This is a genomic window from Macrococcus equi (assembly GCF_047426745.1).
Classification (GTDB): Bacteria; Bacillota; Bacilli; order Staphylococcales; family Staphylococcaceae; genus Macrococcoides; species Macrococcoides equi.
On sequence record NZ_CP179732.1, the window covers coordinates 32410 to 46370 of the forward strand.

Here is a 13961-nt window from a genome sequence, read left to right on the forward strand (position 1 = left end):
TCTTATTTCCCCCAACTTTCTAGAATTGACTGGAATAATTTCACACCGTCATCTGTACCCAGTAATGATTCCATAGCACGCTCTGGATGAGGCATCATACCACATACGTTTCCAGCTTTATTCACAATACCAGCGATGTCTTCTATAGAACCGTTAGGATTGTTTTTATATGTTAAGATAATTTGATTATTATCTTGTAATTCTTTTAATGTTTCAGGAGAACAGTAATAATTTCCTTCACCATGTGCAATTGGATAGATTACTGATTCTTGATCATCGTATTTATGAGTGAACTTAGTATCATTATTTACAATCGTTAATGGTTCATTCTGACAAATAAATTTATGACTTGTGTTATGCATCAATGCACCAGGTAACAAGCCAATTTCCGTTAATATTTGGAAACCATTACATACACCTAATACCGGACGACCTTCTTCTGCTAATCGTTTAACTTCTGGTACAATCGGTGCAACACGCGCCATTGCGCCGCAACGCAGATAATCACCAAATGAGAAACCACCAGGTATTAATACGCCATCAAATCCTTCAAGAGAAGTTTCACGATAGTCAACATACTCCGCTTCAAATCCTGTGTTTAGAGCTGCATTGAACATGTCTCTATCACAGTTTGATCCTGGAAATTCAATCACAGCAAATTTCATTATTTTGTCTCCTTGTCTTCAATGATTTTATAGCTGTACTCCTCGATTACTGTATTCGCAAATAATTTTTCACTTAAAGTATTTACAACATTTGCAACAGCTTGTTCACTTGCTTCATCTACAGTCATATAAAGTACTTTACCAACGCGAATATCATTAACCTGTTTGTAGCCAAGATCATGTACTGCACGTGTTAAAGCTTGTCCTTGAGTATCTAACACCTGTGGTTGTAATGTGATGTGTAATTCGATTTTAGTCATGATTATAATTCCTCCAGTTTATTATAAAATTTAGTATAAGTATCAATTAATGAGCCAGTTTCATTGCGGTAAACATCTTTATCAAAATTTTCATTTGTTTCTTTATCCCATATACGGCAAGTATCTGGTGAAATTTCATCAGCTAATAAAATTTTACCTGTATGATCTTTACCAAACTCAATTTTAAAGTCAACAAGTTGTAAATTCATTTCATTCATGATTTTGATTAAAGTATCATTGACGATTAATGCCTGACGTTTTAATTCTGCAATATCCTCATCATTTGCCAAGCCAAGTAATTTCACATGATCATCAGAAATAAATGGATCGTTTAATTCATCTTTTTTGTAGTAGAACTCAACCAATGGAGCGTTAAATACTTGTCCATTATCAAAACCTAAACGTTTAACGATTGAACCTGCTGCGACATTACGTACAACTACTTCTAACGGAATGATTGTAACTTTTTTCACTGATTGTTCAGTCTCACTAAGCTTTTCAATAAAATGAGATGGAACACCTTCCTGAGCAAGTCTTTCAAAAAAATAACTCGTGATTAAATTATTTAATCGTCCTTTACCTTCCATCTTATCTTTTTTAGCACCATTTCCAGCTGTTACTTCGTCTTTGTATTCAATACGATATACATTATCATCATCTGTACTAAAAACTCTTTTTGCTTTACCTTCATAAACTAAACTCATTTCATCATCTCCTCATATATAGGATAATACGTATCTTCTTTATCGTCTAATAAAAGGGTAATATGTCCCATTTTACGATTGTGTTTTCTCACTTCTTTTCCATACACATGTACATGCCATTCCGGATGACTCGGGAAGTAACTTTCCATAGCATCTAAATCTTGACCAAGCAGGTTATACATTACCGCTTCTTCATGGAGTACAATTTCTTTAGGTAGCGAGTATCCAATGACCGATAAGATATGTGTATCAAATTGTGAATAGTTACATGCCTCAATTGAATAATGTCCTGAATTATGTGGGCGAGGAGCTATCTCATTAACATATAATTGACCATCTTTTGCAATGAAGAATTCCACTGTGAACGTTCCTACAAAATGAATTTTTGAAATAATTTTTTCGACTTCTGCAATTGCCTGTTCACTATATTCATGACTCTTTTTCACAAATGTTTTAAATAATATTTGATTGCGATGCTCATTTTCCTGAACCGGGAAATAACATATTTCTCCTTGAAGATTACGAGATGCTGTGATAGATATCTCACGGTCTAATTCAATCATTTTCTCAGCTACAAGGACTGCATCTTGTATCATAAGATATGCTTCCTCTAATTGTTCAGATGATTTTAAAACAAGCTGACCTTTACCATCGTATCCACCAAAAACCGTTTTTAAAACGATAGGATAACCAAGTTCTTCTATAGCTTCATCTAATGATGCTTTAGAATCAACTTTTTTATATGGTACAACGATTGCTCCACTTGAAGCGATTGCTTCTTTTTCAGATAATCGATTCTGTACAGTACCTACTGTCTGATAACCTTGGGGAACATGATTTTCCGCACAAATTTCTTTTAAGGTCTCTGCATTAATATTTTCAAATTCGTAAGTAATGACATCACTCAGTGCACTTAATTTTTTTAATCCTTCTATATCATTATATGGTGACTCAATAAATTCGTGAGCTACATAGCGTGCAGGACATGCAGGATCTGGATCAAGTATATTCACTTTAAAGCCCATTCTCTGTGCAGATTGTGCCATCATCTTTCCAAGCTGACCGCCACCTACGATTCCGATAGATTGACCAAGTTTAAAATTATTTAAGGTCATTTTGCATCGCCTCAACTTTCTTAACTAATGAAGCTTCGTAACGATCAAGCTTCTCAATTAATGTAGGTTCTTTAATGCTTAACATACGGGCTGCAAGTATACCGGCATTCTTTGCACCTGCTTTACCGATAGCTGTTGTAGCGACCGGAATACCGCCAGGCATTTGGACAATTGATAATAATGAATCCATTCCTTTTAAAGCCTTAGATTCAATTGGAACACCAATTACTGGAACTGTTGTCATCGAAGCAACCATACCTGGTAAATGCGCTGCGCCTCCAGCTCCCGCAATAATAATATCAATACCGTTGTTACGTGCATTTCTTGCAAACTCAACCATTTCTAATGGCGTTCTGTGTGCTGAAACTACTTGCTTGATATAAGAAATATCGAAATATTCTAACATATCGACTGCTTCCTTCATCGTAGTCCAGTCAGAAGAAGATCCCATAATAACTGCTACCTTCACCAATGATCACCCTTTATGAATTATTTGATAAACGCTTTAGAATAAGTGTATATTACTTATATAGCATAACAATTCAAGTATGATTTTTCAATGTAAATTACGAACAATTACATACTTTTTTATAAAATAATAAATTTTTGTTCGTTTTTTTGATTGTTTTTTTGCTATAATAAACTTAATTGTTCGAAAAATTGATGGAGGGGAATTTTTATGACAGCAAAAGTTTTAGATGGGAAAAAAATTGCGACTGACTATCGCGCAGAGTTAGCAAAAGAAGTAGAAGCATTAAAAGGTCAGGGAGTAACACCAAACTTAACAGTTATTCTTGTAGGGAATGATGGAGCTAGTCAAAGTTATGTAAATAACAAAAAGAAATCTGCAGAGAAAATCGGTATGTCCTCAGAAATCATCCATTTAGATGAATCAACGACAGAAGAAACATTATTAAATGAAATCGAAAAACTTAACAATGATTCTAATGTGCATGGTATCCTCGTTCAAGTACCACTACCGAAACAAATTGATGAGACAAAAGTTTTAGAAAAAATCTCACCAGAAAAAGATGTTGATGGATTTAACCCAGTTAATATCGGACGCCTTTATGCAGGAGTAGAAACCTATATTCCTTGTACACCTCTAGGCATTATGGAAATCTTAAAAAATGCGGATATGGATCTAGAAGGAAAAGACGTCGCAGTGATTGGCCGTAGCCATATCGTTGGTCAACCCGTATCTAAATTATTAACAGATGCAAATGCAACAGTAACATTATTACACTCTCGCAGTAAAAACATGAAAGATGTACTTAAACGTTCTGATGTAATTGTCTCTGCTGTTGGTAAACCTGGTTTAGTAACTAAAGAAGATGTTAAGCCAGGAGCAGTTGTTGTCGATGTTGGTAATACTGTTGTTGATGGTAAATTAACAGGAGACGTTAAGTATGATGAAGTAAGTGAAGTAGCAAGTGCAGTTACACCTGTCCCAGGCGGTGTTGGCCCACTGACAATTACAATGGTATTAAACAATACTTTACTTGCTGCAAAACGCATTTCAGGAAAATAAGATATGGTCTGATTAGGTCCAATTCTAATTAAATATCTGTATCATACTTTCAAGGCCCGGAAACTAATTTTCCGGGCCTTTTTATGGTTTAAAAAAATAAAAAAGCTGTCATACTTGACAGCTTGAATCAATTAAATCGTAATACTCATTTTAGGGCCGAATGGTTCGAAATGGACTTGACTGCGATCAATATTCATCTCATTAAACACTTCAAGCATACCTTCCATAAATGCTACTGAACCGCACATATAAATTTCTTCGTTACCATTGATAATGTCAGCTAATTTAGTTTTATTTAAACGGCCAGCTGATTCTGAATAATTAAAATAGAACTGAACATTTTCTTTATTATGATACTTTGTAATTTCAGATTTAAATGGAACTGCATCACGATTATAAGCTGAATGTATAAACTTAATGTCGCGACCTTTCGCAGCTTCAGCTTCTAACATTGCCATAATAGGTGTCATACCAACTCCACCGCTGATTAAAACAATTGACTTGTCAGCAGGTGCTTCTACTGTAAATTCTCCAGCTGGTGCAGATAATAATATTTCATCTCCAACTTTAATATGATCATGTAAATAGTTAGAAACAAGACCTTTTTCTGTACCCGCAACATCACGTTTTACTGCAAATTTAATACCAATAGTTGTGTCTACTGAGCAAATTGAATAATGGCGCAGTGAATCATTTTCTTCATCTTCTGGATGTACTTTAACAGTAATATATTGTCCTGCTTTAATCGATTTCACTTTAACTTTATCACTTTGAACTGTGAATGACTTTACTTCAGTTGATTCTTGTTTAATATCTACCACTTTAAAAGGTACAAAATCCTGCCAGTCTGCTTCATCATATAATGCTGCTTCCATTTGGATGAATACATCCGCAATAACACCATATGTTTTTGTCCAGGCATCGATAATTTCCGGTGTCGCTGCATCTCCTAAAACATGACCAATTGCCCAGATTAAATTTTCTCCAACTATCGGATATTGTTCAGGTTTAATTTCTAATGCTCTATGTTTATGGGCGATTTGATTTACATTTGGAATAATAGCTTCTAAATGATCAATATGTTTTGCAGCAGCAATCACAGTTTGTGCCAATGCTGTTTGCTGACGACCTAATTTTTGATTTGTTTTATTAAAGACATTTAATAATTCAGGATGTTGTTCAAACATATGCTTATAAAAAGCAGACGTAATTGCTTCGCCATGTTCTTCTAAGACCGGAATTGTAGCTTTTACTATACTCTTTGTTTCTTCTGTTAACATTTTTGTTCCCCCTAAAAGTTGTATCTAAAATACATGTTTAACTTTCTATATTCATACTACAACTTCATGACTAAAAACACAACTATAATCATTTAAAATGTTCATTATTTATTAAAATAATAAATATTTATTTTTATAAAATTAGTCTATAATGAACTCATGAGGAGAGGATGTTCATGAAGCTTACATTATATTCAGATTACTCATTGCGTGTGCTTATGTATCTTGCACGAACTGATAATCGAACTCAAATAGATGAAATCGCAAAATTTTATAATATTTCTAAAAACCATCTTACCAAAGTCGTAAATAATTTAGCTTCTCTTGGCTATATTGAAACGACACGTGGACGTGGGGGAGGTATCGCTTTAAAATTACCCCCGGAAGAAATCAATATTGGTAAACTCATCCGAAAAACTGAGGAGCATTTTAATATCGTTGAATGTTTTGATAGAGAAACCAACACATGCCCTATTATCGATCATTGTGGCCTCATGTCAGTGCTTGGTGAAGCATTACATGCTTATCTAAAAGTTCTGGATAAGTATACGCTGCAAGACATTTTAAATAAAAGAACTTTTGAATTATAAAAAGCATTAGGAAAATTCCTAATGCCTTTTGTATTTATAGATCTATAAATTTGTATAGCCCTAACCAGTATGCAGGAATAATATAAGCTTCACGGAAAGCTTGTTTCTTACCTTCCTGATATTCATTCCACTTTAAACCATCTTTACTTTTAATCCCTACGACAGAAATATCATAACCATAGTCTTTATTAGCTCTATTATAAGCTAGTTTTGTACGTGTTGCATGGTAATCACTTGTCACAACAAGTGCTGATTTAAGATTATTTTCTTTCATCAGTTTTAAAGTTTCAGTGGCATTAGTCCACGTTGAAGTAGCTTTGGTTTCTTTAATAATTGCTTTAGAAGGTACTCCAGCTTCCTCAACAGCTTTAACATTATTTAAACCATTTTTATCTTCAATAGCGGGTGATATCATAACTTTAGGTGCATATTTTTCCTCATAAAATCGACCTGCTTCAGTATAACGTCCACTGTCTCCACCATCAATCATAATAATAACATCACTTTTCTTTGGTTTATCGCCATGATCTACATTATTATAACACCATACACCAATTCCTACTGCGATTATTGCTAGTAATAGTAAAACACTAATAATTCCAATCAACTTTTTTTTCATTGACTATTCCTCCTGTTATCGATTCAACCAAAGTTTTGGATATTGCCATAATTCATGTTCTGCTTTTTTTCTGCCTTTAGTAGTTTCTAAATAACTTTTTCCATTTAATTGAACAGATTTATGATAGAACTCAAATAAAGGATTATTTTTTTCGAATGTTTCAACCAATCGTTTCATCTCATAATCTCTTCCTACAATAATACAATTGTTCATATTATGTTGATGCATAATATCAGCAACATATTCAGAAGATGATTTCATAGATGTACTGTAATATTCAGGGATAACTTGAGATTTATTAATTTTTTCTTCTTTAAGTAATTTTAAACTATTAATGTTACTATTTACAACAAAAGGTGAATAAATTAGTTTGCTTTTAGGGTTTTTATCAAGCTGTTGTTTTGCTTCCTGTAATAATTCTCTATCATTTTCAGGATTATAAACTAAAATACAGTTGCTTGATTTAACATCATCCTTAAGGTTTAAATGTTTAAACTGCTGATGAAATATAGTAAATACGACTGTTGCTGCTAAATAAAGCACTACGGTAATAGTTAATAAAATACTCCAGAACTTCTTCATATAAAACCTACTTTCAATCGTGCTTTGGTTTTATTCAAAAAAAAACTGAAACTTTCATTTCAGTTTTTAATTGGGTTTATTTTTGAATAATTTTTTTAATGGTATCACACACAAATACTACGTCTTCATCAGTCATCAATGATGCTGATGGTAAGCATAGACCTCTTTCAAATAAATCTTTTGCAACATCTTCATCATGTTGATAGTATTTAGTACCTTCAAATACAGGTTGCATATGAAGTGGCTTCCATACAGGACGTGATTCAATATTTTCTGCTGCTAACTTCTCAATTAATTCATTCGGTGTGACACCTAATTTTTGACTATCAATCGTAAGTGCTGTCAACCATCGATTAGACTTAGTTTCAGGTAACTCAGGCATTAATTCAATACCATCAATATCACCAATTTCACGTGCATAAATATCAAATATTTCACGTCGACGTGCAACACGGTCATCTAATACTTCCATTTGTCCGCGTCCGATACCAGCACATACGTTACTTAAACGATAGTTGTATCCAACTACACTATGTTGATAGTGTAGTGCCTGATCACGTGCTTGTGTAGATAAGAAACGTGCTTTCTTTGTCAATGCTTCATCATCAGTCATTAACATACCGCCACCACTTGTCGTAATAATTTTATTACCATTAAATGAGAAGATTGAGAACTTACCAAACGAACCTGATTTCTTACCTTTATATTCTGCACCTAAACTTTCAGCAGAATCTTCAATCACTGGTACGCCGTATGCCTCACATAAAGCTAATAATTCATCAAATTTTGCAGGTTGACCGTATAAGTTAACAATCACTACAGCTTTAGGCAACTTGCCTTCTGCTTTCGCTTCTTTTAATGCTTTTTCTAAGGCTACTGGTGACATGTTCCATGTATCTCTTTCACTATCAATAAATACAGGTGTCGCTTTTTCATAACAAATTGGATTAGCACTCGCTATAAATGTTAATGAAGAACAGAAAACAGTATCTCCTTCTTTAATGTCTAATAACTTTATAGCAAGGTGAATTGCTGAAGTACCTGAATTTAGTGCAGCGCCTGAGTGTCTGCCAACATATTCAGCAACAACTTCTTCAAATTTATCTACATTGGGTCCTAGTGGCGCAACCCAGTTTTGATCAAATGCTTCTTTAACGTATTTTTGTTCATTTTCACCGATATGTGCTATTGATAAGTGTAAACGTTTATTCATTAAGAATGCCCTCTTTCATTTCCTACGTTTTATTTTGTTCCTGTAAATACTGGTACTGTTACGTGACCATCCTGACTGATATCTGCTTGTTTAAATACTTTTAATATCGTCAGATAGATAATGTATAAGTCTAGTATAAAGCTTTGGTGGTCAACATACCAAACATCTAAATCAAATTTTTCTTCCCAGCTAATATTGTTTCTGCCGTTAACCTGTGCCCAACCTGTAATACCGGGTCTGACTTCCATTCTGCGTCTTTGATGTTCATTATATAAAGGTAAATACTGCATGAGTAATGGTCTTGGACCGACTAGACTGATATCACCTTTTAAAACATTAAGCAGTTGAGGTAACTCATCGATACTTAACTTGCGAATAGTTTTACCAAAATCAGTAAGCCTCACTTCATCAGGTAAAAGTTCGCCCTTCTCATCACGTTCGTCTGTCATTGTTCTAAATTTGTAAATTTCAAACGGCTCTCCGTCTTTACCAGGGCGTGTTTGTTTAAATAAAACAGGTGAACCTAATTTCTTTTTAATTAAAACAGCTGAAGTTACAATAACCGGACTAAGTAATACTAATGCAGTACCACTAACTGCAATATCAAAAAGTCTCTTCATTATTTTTCCTCTTTTCTAATCTCTTCATTTATAATGGCAATCTGTTCTTTTTCAGTTTCACTGATTGAATCAATTGGTTTAACGCCACCAATACCATTTGCAATCCCTATCACACGTTTTGGGATATGAATACGGTCAACGATAACGTCACCTTCCTTACCAATAATACCACCGGAAACAATATGTATGCCATTAAAATCCTTCTCACCCTTTATGTCTGTGAAAAAGTTAGAATTATACGATTGGTCGATACCATTTAATAAATCATTTGAGATACGAACATCTAATCTTAATACATTAATATCTTTTAAATGAGCATTTTTAATAAAATCTTTAGAGAAATTACCGATACCCCCGTCTATTGCAAGCGCTCCTTGCTTCAAGCTTGGGATATAGCTATTGTCGATTACTTCGATTGCTGATACCATTGAGCATAACACATCAATTGGTTCATCATGCCATGCTTTAATCTTTTTACTATACTTAGGTAGCATTTGATTTATCATCATTACAAAGTTTTCAACTTTTTCATTATTGCGTCCGTGTAAATAAACATTATAGTTTCTTTCTGTTAAACGGATTGCAAGCTTAATACCAATATTACCTGTTCCTACTATCAAAACGTTTGAATTTTTATCTTTTACTGTTTTATAGATAAGAATATCTGCCGCTTCCATTGCCAGGTCATTCGGCTTCATTTCTCTTAAACGACTTGTTTGAATATTTTGCTGAGCAATTGATACAAAATCAATATCTTGCTTTCGTTCTACATCTACATATATGTATTTAGCATTACCATCAAAAACCTGAATAACCTGCGTTGCGATTTCAGGATTCGCTATTGAAAAACTCATACATTTCTGACCATTAATATATTTATCAGGTAATCGTAAAAAATCTGAGCTATGATTTGATGTTGTTGCAAGAACGATAGAGTCATAACTTTGCACTTTAAATTCGTCTTTAAGTTTTAAGAAATCCATATTTCACCTCATCTTCGATTTACAAACTGACTTTTCTTTTGCCAGGCTGCATGCTTTTCATCTATTTTTCTTCCCCAGTTATTCATATAGAACAGTTTAGCAAATACAAGTAAGATAAATAGATATCCTGAAATTCTAAGACGTGAACCCGTTCCAAGGTTGTCATTTGTAATTCCGATAAATAAGAACCAGATAAGACTTTGTGTTAACAACATCTTATCAAGATATTCCAATGATTTTCGATTTTTATAGATATAGAAGAAAATGATTGTCATAGGAATTGATTCAGTAAGAAATAATACAAGTGTACTAAATCCTCTGACCTGAAAAGGTAAAGGTCCTAATGCATTACTGATTAAGCTGTAGGTATAACTAAATAAAAAGAATATATAATTAGGTTGATCTAAAGAAATATTTAACTGACTTCCTCCTGCAAAAAATTCCTGCCCATTCTTTCTGTAATTTAAAGCATCGGCTAAACTTAATCCTACAAATGGTAGCTGAAAATCCTTGAGTAGTGTGTAATATATACCAAGTAGTACTAAAACCGAAATAACAACAAATCCAACATTTGTTGATTTATTTTTTCTGTTAAAAAACATAAATAAACCAGCTGCGCCAAAAAATGATGCCGCTGCGTAATCTCTGTAACTGAATAAAAGATACATTGAAATAAAAATAGGTATAATTAAAAAGATTTTGAATGGATGATTTGATTTTAAAAATATTGCGAATAACCATATTGTTAATAAGAAAAAGTCAAATATCCATATATCACGAATGATCGAAATTGTTGATACATAGACAAAACTAATAAATAACAACATCATACTTAAAAATAAGCTATATAAATTCATCACATGACGGCTACCGACAAGTGTTCTTATCAGTAAGTAAGTAATTACTGCAAATAAAATGACGCCTAAAAAGTTAAACATCTTTAGATAAAAAACATATTCTGTATTAAAGAGCTTTAAAACATAGCCTAATACAAGAACATGCACTGAAGTAAGAATAGCGTTACCGCCATTCTTAATTTCAAGTGCATTTTCTAAGTAGAATACCCCATCATCACTACCACCTAAGATAGGTAAGGCCAGACCATGATATCCAGTTGCTAAGCTCACATAATACAAAGCGATGGTTATTAAAAACATCACAGTAATAAACGCTATAAAAACAAAAGCTGTGCGTAACTGATTTTTTTCCATTGCTTGTACTCCTAGTTTACATATTTATTGGATACATTAAAATTTTTTGTTTGCTTCTCCAATTACTAAGGCTTTAACATCCTCATCAGACATTGACAATAGTCGGTCAATATCAGCCATTAATGCATCATAATCTTTAGGCACTGCTTTACCAACATAAATCTTTTCATGTACCTGATCATCTGAAACTTCATTTTCATTGAGCAATTCTTCGTACATTTTTTCACCTGGTCTTAATCCAGTAAATTCTATACCGATGTCTTCGATAGAATAACCTGCAAGTTCAATAACATTTTTTGCTAAATCCACGATTTTAACAGGCTCTCCCATATCGAGTACAAATACTTCTCCACCTTTTGCAAGAACACCGGCCTGAATAACTAATCGACTCGCTTCAGGAATCGTCATAAAGTAACGTGTGATATCTGGATGAGTAACAGTTACTGGTCCACCTTTTTCAATTTGTTTCTTAAATAAAGGAATAACTGATCCACGGCTACCAAGTACATTACCAAATCGAACAGCAACAAATTTTGTTTCAGAACGCTTATCCAGATTTTGTACAACCATTTCTGCCCATCGTTTTGTTGCTCCCATAATATTTGGAGGATTAACTGCCTTATCTGTAGATACCATTACAAATGTTTTTACACCAAAAGCATCACTTGCTTCAGCAATATTTTTTGTACCAAAAATATTATTTTTAATTGCTTCTTTCGGATTACCTTCCATTAAAGGTACATGTTTATGTGCAGCAGCATGGAAAACAACATCTGGACGATATTTTTCTACAATACTGAACATTCTGTCTCTATCTTGTATATCAGCAATAACTGGAATAAAGTTAATATGTCCATCTTTAAAGCGATTTTTCATTTCCATCGTAATGTTATAGATACTGTTCTCACCGTGACCTAATAATAATACGCGTTTTGGTCCAAAACTTGATGCCTGACGAACGATTTCTGAACCAATAGAACCACCGGCTCCAGTTATTAATATTGTTTTGTTATTAATGACATCACGAATACCTCCAGCATCTAAGCGAACTGGATCGCGGCCTAGTAAATCTTCTAAATCTATATTTTTTAAATGAGATACTTCTTTTTTACCAGTTAATACATCGTCAATGTTCGGCATAATTTGAACTTTTACACCTGATTCAATACAAATATCATATAATTCTTTCAGTTTGTATTGTGCTAATGATGGAATGGCTAAAATAACTTTATCAATCGCATATTTATCGATAGATTCTCTTAAGTCATTTCTAGAACCCATTACTTTAACACCATTGATTACTTGCTTATATTTGTTAACATCATCGTCAAGAAATAACACTGGCTTCATCTTCATAGAAGGTACATTTTCCATTTGACGTGCAAGCGTCGTTCCTCCACGTCCGGCTCCAAAAATTAAAACACGTTCAAAACCTTCTTTACTCTCATGATCTTTATTGAAAACTCTGAAGAATATTCTTGTCGCCCCGATAAAAACAATTAAACATAGCCAAATAATAATCACTGCACCAAATATAATATTATTTGTTTCTTTCATTAATGTTAAAACTATATAAGTAAGTACAGTTCCTGTAAAAACAGCTAATGTGACCGCATAGACAATTGAAATCAGCTCTTTAACACTCGCATATATCCATAAACGATTGAAAAGATTAAACAGGAATGCAAACAATAGATAAGCTAATAAAATTGTGATACCCGTTACTACAAAATAAGTGTTTGGTTCTGGACTTGATCCCTTGACGATAAACCATGCCAAAATTACTGAACCCAAAACAATTAATGTATCTACTAATACGAGTAGTAACGTTTTGAAATTCTTATGCATACAAAAAACCCTCTCTATAACAAATTATTGATAAACGTAATATTTATCTGTATCATACTCATCATTGTTAAAGACGATGCCTAACAATTTAGAGTGTTCACTTACAGTTAATAAATCGCGCGCTTCTTTTACGTTCGCTTTATTATTTTCTTGTTTATCAATAACTAATACCATGCCGTCAACTTTTGCAGATAAAATTTGTGAATCAGTTACAGATAAAACTGGAGGACTGTCAAAGATAATTAAATCATAGTACGTACAAAGCTCATCTAACATAATATCTAAATTTTTAGAGTTTAATAATTCTGAAGGGTTTGGTGGCACTGGTCCTGCAGACATAATATCTAAGTTTTCGACTTCAGTCGGTTGAATCGTTTGCTTTAAAGTACTTTGTTCTGTCAGGTAAGTTGAAAGACCCACAGCATTTTTCACACCAAAAGTGTTATGCACCGTAGGTTTACGCATATCTGCATCAATAAATAGTACTTTAGTATTATTTTGAGCAAATACACACGCAAGGTTTGCTGAAACTGTAGATTTTCCTTCTTGCTGAACAGATGAAGTTACTAATAATTTTTGTAATTGACTACCTGGTGTCGAAAATGAAATATTCGTTCTTAAAGTTCTGAACTGTTCAGATACCGGAGATTTTGGATCATCTAACGTAATTAACTTTCTAGCTTTTTCAGTTCTATTTTTAATTTTACTTTTACTCTTTTTGAACATGTTATTACTCCTTT

The 13961-nt window shown here is 33.3% G+C and carries 16 protein-coding genes; 2 read left to right on the forward strand and 14 right to left on the reverse strand.

The window, feature by feature from the left end; translation table 11 throughout:
- Nucleotides 1-2: 2 nt before the first annotated feature.
- From purQ to purE, 5 genes are read right to left on the reverse strand one after another with little or no spacing between them, the layout of a single operon-like run.
- On the reverse strand, nucleotides 3-665 hold the full coding sequence (gene purQ, locus ACMGE6_RS00170; RefSeq protein WP_414054019.1) for a phosphoribosylformylglycinamidine synthase subunit PurQ: 663 nt from the start codon (nucleotides 663-665) through the stop codon (nucleotides 3-5).
- Nucleotides 665-925 carry a phosphoribosylformylglycinamidine synthase subunit PurS gene (purS, locus tag ACMGE6_RS00175; protein ID WP_414044561.1) on the reverse strand — a complete coding sequence of 87 codons (261 nt, stop codon included), beginning with the start codon at nucleotides 923-925 and terminating at the stop codon, nucleotides 665-667. Before purS ends, purQ begins: the two co-directional genes overlap by 1 nt.
- 2 nt (nucleotides 926-927) lie before the next feature.
- On the reverse strand, nucleotides 928-1629 hold the full coding sequence (gene purC / locus ACMGE6_RS00180) for a phosphoribosylaminoimidazolesuccinocarboxamide synthase (RefSeq protein WP_414054020.1): 702 nt from the start codon (nucleotides 1627-1629) through the stop codon (nucleotides 928-930).
- Entirely contained in the window at nucleotides 1626-2744 is a 1119-nt protein-coding gene (gene purK, locus ACMGE6_RS00185; RefSeq protein WP_414047885.1) for a 5-(carboxyamino)imidazole ribonucleotide synthase, read from the reverse strand. The genes purC and purK overlap by 4 nt, the downstream gene beginning before the upstream one ends.
- Nucleotides 2731-3213, reverse strand: coding sequence for a 5-(carboxyamino)imidazole ribonucleotide mutase (gene purE / locus ACMGE6_RS00190; RefSeq protein WP_414054021.1), 483 nt, complete (start codon nucleotides 3211-3213; stop codon nucleotides 2731-2733). Before purE ends, purK begins: the two co-directional genes overlap by 14 nt.
- A gap of 210 nt (nucleotides 3214-3423) precedes the next feature.
- Here purE and folD point away from each other — a divergent pair, with 210 nt between their 5' ends.
- Nucleotides 3424-4275 (forward strand): bifunctional methylenetetrahydrofolate dehydrogenase/methenyltetrahydrofolate cyclohydrolase FolD, encoded by an 852-nt coding sequence (gene folD, locus ACMGE6_RS00195; protein ID WP_414044565.1) that lies wholly within the window; start codon nucleotides 3424-3426, stop codon nucleotides 4273-4275.
- Between the two features lie 131 nt (nucleotides 4276-4406).
- On the opposite strand, the gene ACMGE6_RS00200 is transcribed toward folD, so the two are convergent.
- Entirely contained in the window at nucleotides 4407-5555 is a 1149-nt protein-coding gene (locus ACMGE6_RS00200) for a globin domain-containing protein (RefSeq protein ID WP_414054022.1), read from the reverse strand.
- A 176-nt stretch (nucleotides 5556-5731) separates the two neighbouring features.
- Here ACMGE6_RS00200 and ACMGE6_RS00205 point away from each other — a divergent pair, with 176 nt between their 5' ends.
- Nucleotides 5732-6145, forward strand: a complete 414-nt coding sequence (locus tag ACMGE6_RS00205) for an RrF2 family transcriptional regulator (RefSeq protein WP_414047882.1) — start codon at nucleotides 5732-5734, stop codon at nucleotides 6143-6145.
- A 34-nt stretch (nucleotides 6146-6179) separates the two neighbouring features.
- Here ACMGE6_RS00205 and ACMGE6_RS00210 read toward each other — a convergent pair whose 3' ends face one another.
- The 8 genes from ACMGE6_RS00210 to ACMGE6_RS00245 all read right to left on the reverse strand — a co-directional run bounded on the left by ACMGE6_RS00210 (nucleotide 6180) and on the right by ACMGE6_RS00245 (nucleotide 13947).
- A complete protein-coding gene (locus tag ACMGE6_RS00210; RefSeq protein WP_414054023.1) occupies nucleotides 6180-6764 on the reverse strand; it encodes a YdcF family protein in 585 nt (194 codons plus the stop codon).
- Nucleotides 6765-6779: 15 nt separating this feature from the next.
- Nucleotides 6780-7346, reverse strand: a complete 567-nt coding sequence (locus ACMGE6_RS00215; RefSeq protein WP_414054024.1) for a hypothetical protein — start codon at nucleotides 7344-7346, stop codon at nucleotides 6780-6782.
- Nucleotides 7347-7422: 76 nt separating this feature from the next.
- Nucleotides 7423-8559 (reverse strand): DegT/DnrJ/EryC1/StrS family aminotransferase, encoded by a 1137-nt coding sequence (locus tag ACMGE6_RS00220; RefSeq protein ID WP_414054025.1) that lies wholly within the window; start codon nucleotides 8557-8559, stop codon nucleotides 7423-7425.
- 29 nt (nucleotides 8560-8588) lie between these two features.
- Complete coding sequence (locus tag ACMGE6_RS00225; protein WP_414047878.1) at nucleotides 8589-9179, reverse strand: sugar transferase; 591 nt, start codon at nucleotides 9177-9179, stop codon at nucleotides 8589-8591.
- Entirely contained in the window at nucleotides 9179-10162 is a 984-nt protein-coding gene (locus tag ACMGE6_RS00230) for an NAD(P)-binding domain-containing protein (RefSeq protein WP_414054026.1), read from the reverse strand. Before ACMGE6_RS00230 ends, ACMGE6_RS00225 begins: the two co-directional genes overlap by 1 nt.
- A gap of 8 nt (nucleotides 10163-10170) precedes the next feature.
- Nucleotides 10171-11373 carry a hypothetical protein gene (locus ACMGE6_RS00235; protein WP_414044574.1) on the reverse strand — a complete coding sequence of 401 codons (1203 nt, stop codon included), beginning with the start codon at nucleotides 11371-11373 and terminating at the stop codon, nucleotides 10171-10173.
- 36 nt (nucleotides 11374-11409) lie between these two features.
- Complete coding sequence (locus tag ACMGE6_RS00240; RefSeq protein WP_414047875.1) at nucleotides 11410-13221, reverse strand: polysaccharide biosynthesis protein; 1812 nt, start codon at nucleotides 13219-13221, stop codon at nucleotides 11410-11412.
- A 24-nt stretch (nucleotides 13222-13245) separates the two neighbouring features.
- On the reverse strand, nucleotides 13246-13947 hold the full coding sequence (locus ACMGE6_RS00245) for a CpsD/CapB family tyrosine-protein kinase (protein ID WP_414047874.1): 702 nt from the start codon (nucleotides 13945-13947) through the stop codon (nucleotides 13246-13248).
- Nucleotides 13948-13961: the final 14 nt, after the last annotated feature.

What these genes read in the sequence shown, in the direction of transcription:
- purQ (WP_414054019.1), bottom strand. Translation starts at nt 665, where the DNA reads ATGAAATTTGCTGTGATTGAATTTCCAGGATCAAACTGTGATAGAGAC.
- purS (WP_414044561.1), bottom strand. Translation starts at nt 925, where the DNA reads ATGACTAAAATCGAATTACACATCACATTACAACCACAGGTGTTAGAT.
- purC (WP_414054020.1), bottom strand. Translation starts at nt 1,629, where the DNA reads ATGAGTTTAGTTTATGAAGGTAAAGCAAAAAGAGTTTTTAGTACAGAT.
- purK (WP_414047885.1), bottom strand. Translation starts at nt 2,744, where the DNA reads ATGACCTTAAATAATTTTAAACTTGGTCAATCTATCGGAATCGTAGGT.
- folD (WP_414044565.1), top strand. Translation starts at nt 3,424, where the DNA reads ATGACAGCAAAAGTTTTAGATGGGAAAAAAATTGCGACTGACTATCGC.
- ACMGE6_RS00200 (WP_414054022.1), bottom strand. Translation starts at nt 5,555, where the DNA reads ATGTTAACAGAAGAAACAAAGAGTATAGTAAAAGCTACAATTCCGGTC.
- ACMGE6_RS00205 (WP_414047882.1), top strand. Translation starts at nt 5,732, where the DNA reads ATGAAGCTTACATTATATTCAGATTACTCATTGCGTGTGCTTATGTAT.
- ACMGE6_RS00210 (WP_414054023.1), bottom strand. Translation starts at nt 6,764, where the DNA reads ATGAAAAAAAAGTTGATTGGAATTATTAGTGTTTTACTATTACTAGCA.
- ACMGE6_RS00215 (WP_414054024.1), bottom strand. Translation starts at nt 7,346, where the DNA reads ATGAAGAAGTTCTGGAGTATTTTATTAACTATTACCGTAGTGCTTTAT.
- ACMGE6_RS00220 (WP_414054025.1), bottom strand. Translation starts at nt 8,559, where the DNA reads ATGAATAAACGTTTACACTTATCAATAGCACATATCGGTGAAAATGAA.
- ACMGE6_RS00225 (WP_414047878.1), bottom strand. Translation starts at nt 9,179, where the DNA reads ATGAAGAGACTTTTTGATATTGCAGTTAGTGGTACTGCATTAGTATTA.
- ACMGE6_RS00230 (WP_414054026.1), bottom strand. Translation starts at nt 10,162, where the DNA reads ATGGATTTCTTAAAACTTAAAGACGAATTTAAAGTGCAAAGTTATGAC.
- ACMGE6_RS00235 (WP_414044574.1), bottom strand. Translation starts at nt 11,373, where the DNA reads ATGGAAAAAAATCAGTTACGCACAGCTTTTGTTTTTATAGCGTTTATT.
- ACMGE6_RS00240 (WP_414047875.1), bottom strand. Translation starts at nt 13,221, where the DNA reads ATGCATAAGAATTTCAAAACGTTACTACTCGTATTAGTAGATACATTA.
- ACMGE6_RS00245 (WP_414047874.1), bottom strand. Translation starts at nt 13,947, where the DNA reads ATGTTCAAAAAGAGTAAAAGTAAAATTAAAAATAGAACTGAAAAAGCT.